Source organism: Mesorhizobium sp. M1A.F.Ca.IN.020.03.2.1 (genome assembly GCF_004023205.1).
Lineage (GTDB): Bacteria > Pseudomonadota > Alphaproteobacteria > Rhizobiales > Rhizobiaceae > Mesorhizobium.
Genome location: NZ_RZSV01000216.1, coordinates 1 through 9323 on the forward strand (window position 1 = coordinate 1; position 9323 = coordinate 9323).

Genomic DNA, 9323 nt, shown 5'->3' on the forward strand with positions numbered 1-9323 from the left:
GTACCGGGGTGACCTGCTCGACGGACTGCCATCCCCCGGCGAAATCGACGAATGGCTTGCGCCGCTTCGGGCGAACTACACCCGCAAGGCGTTGGACCTGGCCGAACGGCTGAGCCTCCTGCCGGAACTCGGTGAACGCGAGGAGCAGGCCTGCGAAAGACTGGCTGAGCGGCTAGTGACGTCCGACCCATGCGCCGAGCAGGCCCACCGCGCCCTGATCCGCGTCTTCCGCCGCCACGGCCGGACCAACGACGCCTTTCGTCAGTTCCTGGCCTGTAAGGAAGCGCTCAAGCGCGAGCTCGGTGTCGAGCCTGAGGAAGCGACGCGGGCGCTGATCGAACGCATCGAGGCGCCAATGGAGCTGAAGGGTTCGATAGCCGACTATGGCCAGCCCGAGGCCGAACTTTCCCGCCTGGAAGCGAAGGCGCCTCGCCCTGTCGTTTCGGTGCCGGAAAAGCCGTCGATCGCGGTCCTGCCGTTCCAGAACATGAGCGGCGACGCCGAGCAGGAATATTTCACTGACGGCGTTGTCGAGGAGATCACGACGGCGCTGTCGCATGTCAGCTGGCTGTTTGTGATCGCGCGGAATTCCGCCTTCGCCTACAAGGGCCAGGCGGTTGACGTCACCCGCGTGGCACGCGAGCTCGGGGTGCGCTATGTGCTGGAGGGCAGTGTCCGCAAGGCCGGCAGCCGGCTTCGGGTGGCAGGTCAGCTTATCGAGGCGTCGGCGGGAGTAAATCTCTGGGCCGACCGCTTCGAAGGCGATGTCTCGGAAGTGTTCGAACTGCAGGACCTCGTTGCCTCCAGTGTCATCGGCGCAATTTCACCCAGACTCGAACAGGCCGAGATGGCGCGCGCCAAGCGCAAGCCCACCGAGAGCCTCGACGCCTATGACCACTATCTGCGCGGCATGGCGAGCCTTTACCGCTGGACGAGAGAAGGGCTGGAGGAGGCGTTGCCACAGTTCTACAGGGCCATCCAGCTCGACCCCGATTTTGCCGCCGCGGAAGGCGCTGCCGCCTGGTGCTATTTCTGGCGCATGGCGAATGGCTGGATGATCGACCGGCAGAAGGAAACAGCCGAGGTATCCAGGCTGGTCGGCGACGTGGCTATCGCCGGCAAGGACGATGCGGTGGCGCTGGCTTTCAGCGGCCTGGCGCTGGGTTATGTCACCGGCGATTACGAGGCCGGATCGGCACTGGCCGACCGCGCGCTCGTGCTCAACCCGAACTGCGCAGCCGCCTGGAGCGCCAGCGGCTGCCTCAAGGCCTGCCATGACGACCCGGACATCGCAATCGAGCACATGTCGCGGGCAAGGCGGCTGAGCCCGCTCGATCCGCTGACCTTCTTTATGCAGACCTTCACTGCCTTCGCTCACTTCGTGGCCGGCCGCTACGACGCCGCCTGGCCGCTCGCCGAGGCGGCGTCGCGCGCGCAGCCCTATTATCTCACCGGCCTGCGTGTGGCGGCCGCCAGCAACGCCATGGCCGGCAGGCTGGATGCCGCGAGCAGGCACATCGCGCGCTCGCTGGAGCTCGACCCGCAACTGAAGCTTTCCAACCTCAAGCATCGGGTGGGGCAGATCAGGCCAGAATATTTCGCCAAATATGTCGAGGCGCTACGGCTGGCCGGCCTGCCGGAATGACATATCTTGCGCAATCTCGTCAGTCTGGTAGCGCCGCGGCCTTGATTTCCAATCCGATGCGAAGCGTCTCACGCAGCAGGAGATCGAGGTCGTCGCGGCGGGTGCGGTGGTTGGTGATCGCGACCCGCAGGCAGTGCTGCCCGTGCACCGTGGTGTCGGACACGGCTGCAATGCCTTCTTCCTGCAGCCTGAGCATGATTTCGGTGTTGAACGCCTTGAGCCGTTCCTCGGAGGCGCCGTCCAGGCGATGGCGGAAGCAGACGATGTTGATGGTGGTCGGCGCCGTCAGCTCGAGCGCCGGCTCGACCCGGATCAGCTCGGTCAGATAGCCGGCCTGGGCGATGTTCTGGTCGATCAGCCGCCCGAATTTCTCGATGCCATGCTCCTTGAGCGACATCCAGATCTTGAGCGCGCGAAAACCGCGCGATGTCTGCAGGCCATAGTCGTGCAGCCATTGCCCTGAGGCGAGGCCACGCGGCGTCGATTCCAGATATTCCGGCGTGACGGCGAAGGCGTTGCGGTGGGCGACGGCGTCGCGAACCAGCGAACAGCCCGCTTCGAAGGGCGCGTGCAGCCATTTGTGCGGGTCGAGCGCGACGGAATGGGCGCGTTCGATGCCGGCGACGAGCGATCTGTTTTCAGGCGCGATGGCGATCAGGGCGCCGATGCAGCCATCGACATGAAACCAGAGGTCTTCCTCTGCCGCCAACACGGCCAGCGCCCGCAAGTCGTCGATCGCGCCCGTGTTGACGGTTCCTGCGGTGCCGATGATGCAAGCCGGCTTGAAACCTGCCGCGCGGTCTTCCGCGATGGCGGTCTTGAGCGCATCGACATCGATGCGCAGATCGGCGTCGGTCGCGACCCGCCGCAGCGCCCGGTTGCCGAGGCCGAGCGCTTCCATGGCCTTGCGGTGGCAGGAATGGACCTGGTCCGAGGCGTAGAAGCGCAACGGTTTTGGGATCGCCCCGACACCCCTTTCGCGCACGTCGACGCCTGCTTTGGCATTGCGCGCCACGGTCAAACCGATGAGGTTGGCCATCGAGCCGCCGCTGACAAGCGTGCCGCTGGCCGAAGCCGGGAAGCCCACCATCTCCTTGCACCAGTCGACCACCTGGCTGTCCATCAGCCCGGCGGCGTGATTGCCGCCGCCGAGGTTCGAGCCCTGGATCGCCGCCAGGAAATCGCCCAGCGCGCCCGTGAAATTGCTTGACCCCATATACCAGGACCAGAAGCGCGGATGGATGTTGCCCATCGGATAGGCCATGACGTTGCGGGCGACATCGCCATAGACCTCGGCTATCGGTGCCGGCGAGCGCGGCAGCGGCGCCGAGAAGAAGGCGCGAACCTCGACCGGCATTTGGCGCCACACCGGACGGTCCCGGACATCCTTGAGATAAGCGACGGCTTCCTCGACGATCCGATGCGACAGGGCCTGCATCTCGGCCCAGTCTGGCGGGTCGAGCGTCTCATCCATCACCGCTGTTTCCTGCATAGTGTCCATTCGCTGCTCCCCCGCCATCATTCCTGGATCGTCGCGCGGCGCCGCCATCCGAGTGGACGGCAGCGCCGCGATTTGTCTTCAGGCGTCGAACTGGCAGCCTGGTGTCGAGCGCGACAGTGCCGTCTCCTCCGCATCCATCTCAGCCTCGATGCCGTCGAAGAGCGGGGTCGACATGTAGCGCTCGCCGGTGTCGGGCAGCATGCACAAGATCACCGAGCCCGCCGGAGCGGTGCCCGCGATCTGGCGCGCGACGGCGAAGGTGGCGCCGCCTGAAATGCCGGTGAAGATGCCTTCCTGCTGCGCCAGGGCCTTGGCCCATTTAATGCCTTCCGGACCGGCGATCGGCACCACATCGTCATAGTAGCGCTTGTCGATCGCCTCCTGCAGCACGTTGGGGATGAAGTCCGGCGTCCAGCCCTGGATTGGATGCGGCTCGAAGGCCGGATGGCTGGCGGACGGCGCACCGCCCTGGCCACGCTCCTGCGCCTTGCCGCTGCCGATAAGCTGCGCGTTCGCCGGTTCGGCAAGCACGATGCGGACATCCGGCCGCTCGCGGCGCAGCACCCGGCCGACGCGGGCCACGGTACCGCCGGTGCCGTAGCCGGTGACCAGCACGTCGAGGCGCGAGCCTGCGAAATCGTTGATGATCTCGCGCGCCGTCGTCGCCTCGTGGATGGCGGCATTGGCTTCCGTCTCGAACTGGCGCGCCAGGAACCAGCCGTTGGCGTCGGCGAGTTCCACCGCCTTCTTGTACATCCCGAAACCCTTCTGGGCGCGCGGCGTCAGCACCACCCTGGCGCCCAGCATGCGCATCAGCTTGCGGCGCTCGATCGAGAAGCTTTCGGCCATCGTCACCACCAGCGGGTAGCCCTTCTGCGCGCAGACCATGGCAAGGCCGATGCCGGTGTTGCCGCTGGTCGCCTCGACGACGGTCTGGCCCGGCTTCAGCTTGCCGCTGCGCTCGCCTTCCTCGATGATGTTGAGCGCCAGCCGGTCCTTCACCGAGGCCGCTGGATTGAAGAACTCGGCCTTCACGTAGATGGTCGCGTGGCCGGGGCCGAGATTGTTGATACGGATGACCGGCGTGTCGCCGACGGTGTCGAGAATGCTGTCGAACAGCCGGCCGCGACCGGCAGTGGTCCTGATTTTCAACTTCTGCAACATGGGCTTTCTCCTCGCGATCTCACGCGCCGGTTACAGACCGGCGGCTTGGGCGGCGCGGTTTCGACACCTTGCCGCGTTAGGTTGCTTGACCTGCCGCGAATGCGGCAACGGCGGCATTCCGGCATGGAATTGGGCTGCCGGATGCTTCCTGTCGTCTTTGGTGATAGAACATGGACCAACTGGTGAGCGTTGGAGAAAGCGTGGGAACATACGTGGAATCCAGCCGATCGAGCCCGAACGACACTGCCGCCGGCCTGTCCTTGCGACTGCTTGGGCAACTGACGATCGCGCGTGGCGGCGAGCCGGTTAAATTGCCTTCTTCGCGCAAGTTGCGCGCGCTGCTGGCCTATCTGGCGCTCGCGCCACATCCCGTCAGCCGCAGCCGGCTTTGCGAGCTTCTGTGGGACGTGCCAAACGATCCGCGCGGCGAGCTTCGCTGGTGCCTGAGCAAGCTTCGCGGCGCGCTTAACCAACCGGGCCGGCAGAGGGTCGAGACCGAGGGCGACACCGTGGCGCTTCGTCTTGCCGATACGAACGTCGATGCCGTCGAAGCCGCCGCAGCGGTCGCCGAAGGGATCGAGACGCTCAGCCTCGGGCGTCTTCGGGCGCTTGCGCAGCTCTTCGCCGGCGATTTCCTTGACGGGCTGGAGCTCGATCGGAGCCCGCATTTCACCAGCTGGCTGACCGCGCAACGCCGCCGTTTCAGCTCGTGCCACGTCGCCGTTCTGGAGCACATCATCGGCCTGCTCCCCCAGGGAGCCGATGAAGCGGGCGCCTATCTGGACAGATGGCTGGAACTCGCGCCCTTCGATGGCCGCGCCCATGTGGCGCTGCTGGAAAACCTTGCGCGGCGGGGACAGATCGGCGCCGGTGAGGAGCATATTGCAACCGCGGCGGAACTCTTCCGCTCCGAGGAGCTGGATGTCGCTCCGTTGCGGGAAGCATGGCACGAGATCAAGGCACGCCATTCCAGCGCAACGCCATGCGCGCGATCCGGACTAGCTCTTCCGGCCCCACAAGCACCGATCGTTGCCGTCGAATCCGAACCCGCATCGGTGCGCCGGGCCTCGTTGGCGGTGATGCCGTTCGCGGAAAGCGCCGTCAATTTCCGTGGCGGGCTTGCCGATGGCTTGACCCACGACATCATAACGCGGCTCGCCAAGCTTCGCGATTTCTTCGTCATTGCCCGCGGATCGGTTTTCGCGCTGGCCGAGAAGGACATCGCGCCGGAGGACGCCGGGCGCCGGCTGAATGTCGACTATGTGGCGACAGGCTCGGTCCGCAGCCTTTCGGGCAGGGTGATCGTCTCGGTCGAGCTCGTCGAGGTCCGCACCGCGAGGATTGTGTGGGCCGAGACCTTCGAGCACAGGCCGGACGAGATCTTCACGGTGATAGACGACATCGGCAACAGCATCGTCTCTTCGATCGCCGCCGAGATCGCGACCGTCGAGCGAAACCGGGCAATGCTTAAGGCGCCGAATTCGCTGAATGCGTGGGAAGCCTATCATCGCGGGCTCTGGCACATGTACCGCTTCACCCGCCAGGAAAACGAACTGGCGCAGCAGTTCTTCAATGACGCCCTGAAGCTCGACCCGACCTTCGCCCGAGCCTATGCAGGCCTCTCCTTCACGCATTGGCAGAATGCCTTTCAGCGTTGGGGCGATCGCGACCGTGAGGCGTCGCTGGCTTTCGCAACTGCCGGTCACAGCCTCCTGGTCGATGACCGCAATCCGGCCGCGCACTGGGCGATGGGCCGCGCCTTGTGGCTGCGCGGCGAGCAGGACGGCTCGCTGCTTGAGCTGGCGAAGGCCGTCGACCTCAGCCCGAACTTCGCGCTCGGCCACTATGCCCTGTCCTTTGTCCATTCGCAGTCGGGCGATCCGCAATCTGCGATCGGCTCCTCCGATCACTCGCGCCATCTCAGCCCCTTTGACCCATTGCTGTTCGGCATGATGGGCGCGCGGGCCATGGCCCATGCACGCTTGGGCGAATACGATGAAGCCGCCGAATGGGCGCTGAAAGCTGCGGCCAGGCCCAACGCGCATGTCATCATCCTGGCGATCGCCGCGCATTGCCTGGCGCTGGCCGGCCGCCAGGACGAGGCACGAAACTTCGCCGCCGCGATCCGCACCACGTGGCCCGACTATCGGGCGGACGATTTCATCGCCACCTTCCGCTTCGACCGGGACGGCGAAGCCCTGTTCCGCAGAGGCGCGAAGCTGATCGGATTGAATTGATTTTCTGGCACATCCAAGGGCGTGTTGCGATTGAGGTCAGGCCGAGCCGAGAATGGCGGGTTCCGAGAACCTGAGCGGAGCGTAGTTGAAGTACACGAGCACCAGGAAACGCGCGTTTGCAGGCCGGCATCACCTGAATATCGACAGGTCTCAGTGCATCAGCGGACCGCTGGCCTTCCGCCACGCATCGATGCCGCCCTGGATGTGGCGGGCGCTCGATATCCCGCGGTCCTGCGCCGCCTGCACGGCCATCGCCGAGCGCTCGCCGAAGGCGCAATAGAACAGGATCTGCTTGGCTGTCGATTTCGCCAGCTCGTGCAGCATGCCGCCGGCGGCGATATTCTCCTGCAGCCGCGCATAGGGCAGATGGATCGCGCCGGGGATGACGCCGTGGCGATCCCGTTCGGATTGCTCGCGCAGATCGATCAGCGCCACGTCGGGCCGACCGACCAGCGCCAGCGCCTGTTCGGCGGTTACTGCCCAGCCGCGGCTGGCGATGTCGTCCTGATGCAGCCCCACCCGCATGTTGGCCGGCACGGCCACATCCATCATCTTCGGATTGGAGAGCTTCAGGTTGTTCATGATGTTCACGTATTCGTCCACCGACTTCACCTGCAGGCGCGGATTGAAGGCCTTTTCCTCGCCGATCGTCGACACGGTTTCGCCCTTGTAGTCGTGTGCCGGAAAGATCAGCGTCTCGTCGGGAAGCTTGAGCAGTCGGCCGAAGATCGATTCGTATTGCTGGCGCGGATCGCCGTTCTGGAAGTCGGTGCGGCCGGTGCCGCGAATGAGCAGCGTGTCGCCGGTGAAGACGCGGTCCGGCAGGACGAAGCTGTAGGAATCGTCGGTGTGGCCGGGCGTATAGACGACGTCCAGCGCCAGCCCCTCGATGGCAAGCTTGTCGCCGTCGGCAAGCCGCATCGACACGACGTCGGCCTTGGTCTGCTCACCCATCACGGTGACGCAATGCGTCCTGTCGCGCAGCGCGCCGAGCCCGGTGATGTGGTCGGCATGAAGATGTGTGTCGACCGCTTTGACCAGTCTGAGGTCGAGCTCGTTGACCAGCTGCAGGTAGCGTTCGACCTTCTCCAGCACCGGATCGATGATCAGCGCCTCGCCGCCGCGGCGGCTGGCGAGGAGATAGGAATAAGTGCCCGAAACGGAATCGAAAAGCTGACGGAAGATCATTTTATCGGCCCCATGCGCGAGCGGCCCACCCCGGCTGCCGACCAAGTCTAGAACAAGCATGAGGTGACCGCCAGCGAACACTTCATGCTTGAACTAAGGCCGAGCTCCTACCGCCTGAGCACCGCGCTCAGCACGTCGCGGATGCCGATCGCGCCGACGAAGCGCGAGCCTTCGTCGAACAGTGCCACCGGTGCCGTCTGCGAGCGGTGCATGGCGAGCATCACCGTCTTCAGCGACGTGCCGGGATTGGCCCAGAACACCTGCGCACCCTCCTCCGGCTGCCTCTCGACCTCGGCGCAGGATACCCACACCGCCGGCTTGCCGTCGCGTTCGGCCGCGGCCACCAGGCCATGCTCGTCGATCTTGAAGCGCGTCGTCTTGCGCCGGTCGAGCCAGACCCAGCCATTCTCCCCCTGCTCGAGATCGCGGCGGTCGCGCATCACGTTCCAGGCGGTGAGCACCGAAAGCGGATTCACATTGGCGATGAAGTCGCGGACATAGTCGTTGGCCGGCCTGAGCACGATGTCTTCCGGCGCGCCGGTCTGGACGATGCGCCCGCCTTCCATGATGGTGATGTGGCTGCCGATCTTCAGCGCCTCCTCGAGGTCGTGGCTGACGAAGATGATGGTCTTCTTCAGCGCCGCCTGGAGCTGCAGGAGCTCGTCCTGCAGCTTGGTGCGGATCAGCGGATCGAGGGCCGAGAACGGCTCGTCCATCAACAGGATCGGCGCCTCGGTGGCGAAGGCGCGGGCGAGGCCGACGCGCTGCTGCATGCCGCCCGACAGTTCATGCGCGTATTTCTTCGACCATTGGTCGAGATGGACCAGCTGGAGCTGCTTCTGTACCCGTGCCTTGCGCTCGGCCTCCGGCACACCGGCGAGCTCCAGACCGAAGCCGACATTCTCCTCGACCGTGCGCCATGGCAGCAGGCCGAACTGTTGGAACACCATCGCCACCTGCTTCTGCCGCAGACGTCTCAGTGTCGGCTCGTCGCAGGTGACGACGTCGACCGTGCGGTCGCCGTCATTGACCAGCACCTGGCCGCGCGACACCACGTTCAACCGGTTGACGGCTCTCAGCAGCGTCGACTTGCCGGAGCCGGAAAGGCCCATCAGCACCGAGATCTCGCCCTCATGCACGGTGAGGTTGGCGCCGGCGCAGCCCAGCACGTTGCCGGTCTTTTCGAGGATTTCGGCGCGGGTTGCGCCCTGGTCGATCAGCGCGAGGGATTTCGCCTGGTCGGCACCGAAGACGATATCGACATTCTTGAAATCGACGGCGACGGTCATTTCTTGCCTCCAACGCCGATGCGGGTCATGCGATCGAGCACGATGGCGAGCACGACGATGGCAAGGCCTGCTTCAAGCCCGAGGTCGATCTTGCGGGAGCCCAGCGCGCGGTTGATTTCGGTGCCGAGACCGCCGGCGCCGATCAGCGCCGCGAACACCACCATCGACAGCGACAGCATGATCGACTGGGTCAGCCCCGCCATGATCGTGGGCAGCGCCGAGGGCAATTCGACCTTCCACAGAAGCTGGTTCTTGGTGGCGCCGAAGGACTCGCCCGCCTCGATGATCGCCTTGGGCAC

7 protein-coding genes are annotated in these 9323 nt (G+C 65.2%); 2 read left to right on the top strand and 5 right to left on the bottom strand.

All coding sequences use genetic code 11. The annotated features are described in order from the left end of the window. The coding region (locus tag EOA79_RS25580; RefSeq protein WP_128293413.1) for a BTAD domain-containing putative transcriptional regulator at positions 1 to 1645 on the top strand (1645 nt) is incomplete at its 5' end. A gap of 19 nt (positions 1646 to 1664) precedes the next feature. Here the strand turns inward: EOA79_RS25580 and EOA79_RS25585 are convergent. Together EOA79_RS25585 and EOA79_RS25590 are read right to left on the bottom strand one after the other, a co-directional pair. After that, the gene (locus EOA79_RS25585) at positions 1665 to 3146 is read right to left on the bottom strand and encodes an aspartate aminotransferase family protein (RefSeq protein WP_095823567.1); all 1482 of its coding nucleotides are present in this window, start codon (positions 3144 to 3146) and stop codon (positions 1665 to 1667) included. A 78-nt stretch (positions 3147 to 3224) separates the two neighbouring features. Next, complete coding sequence (locus EOA79_RS25590; RefSeq protein ID WP_128293415.1) at positions 3225 to 4310, bottom strand: pyridoxal-phosphate dependent enzyme; 1086 nt, start codon at positions 4308 to 4310, stop codon at positions 3225 to 3227. Between the two features lie 170 nt (positions 4311 to 4480). Here EOA79_RS25590 and EOA79_RS25595 point away from each other — a divergent pair, with 170 nt between their 5' ends. Continuing rightward, positions 4481 to 6547, top strand: coding sequence for a BTAD domain-containing putative transcriptional regulator (locus tag EOA79_RS25595; RefSeq protein ID WP_082953953.1), 2067 nt, complete (start codon positions 4481 to 4483; stop codon positions 6545 to 6547). A 150-nt stretch (positions 6548 to 6697) separates the two neighbouring features. Here the strand turns inward: EOA79_RS25595 and EOA79_RS25605 are convergent, their stop codons facing one another. The 3 genes from EOA79_RS25605 to EOA79_RS25615 all read right to left on the bottom strand — a co-directional run. Beyond that, the gene (locus tag EOA79_RS25605; RefSeq protein WP_095823288.1) at positions 6698 to 7735 is read right to left on the bottom strand and encodes an MBL fold metallo-hydrolase; all 1038 of its coding nucleotides are present in this window, start codon (positions 7733 to 7735) and stop codon (positions 6698 to 6700) included. 107 nt (positions 7736 to 7842) lie between these two features. Further along, positions 7843 to 9024 (bottom strand): choline ABC transporter ATP-binding protein, encoded by a 1182-nt coding sequence (gene choV / locus EOA79_RS25610; protein WP_095823289.1) that lies wholly within the window; start codon positions 9022 to 9024, stop codon positions 7843 to 7845. Continuing rightward, the coding region (locus EOA79_RS25615) for an ABC transporter permease subunit (RefSeq protein WP_128293417.1) at positions 9021 to 9323 on the bottom strand (303 nt) is incomplete at its 5' end. The genes EOA79_RS25615 and choV, both read right to left, overlap by 4 nt.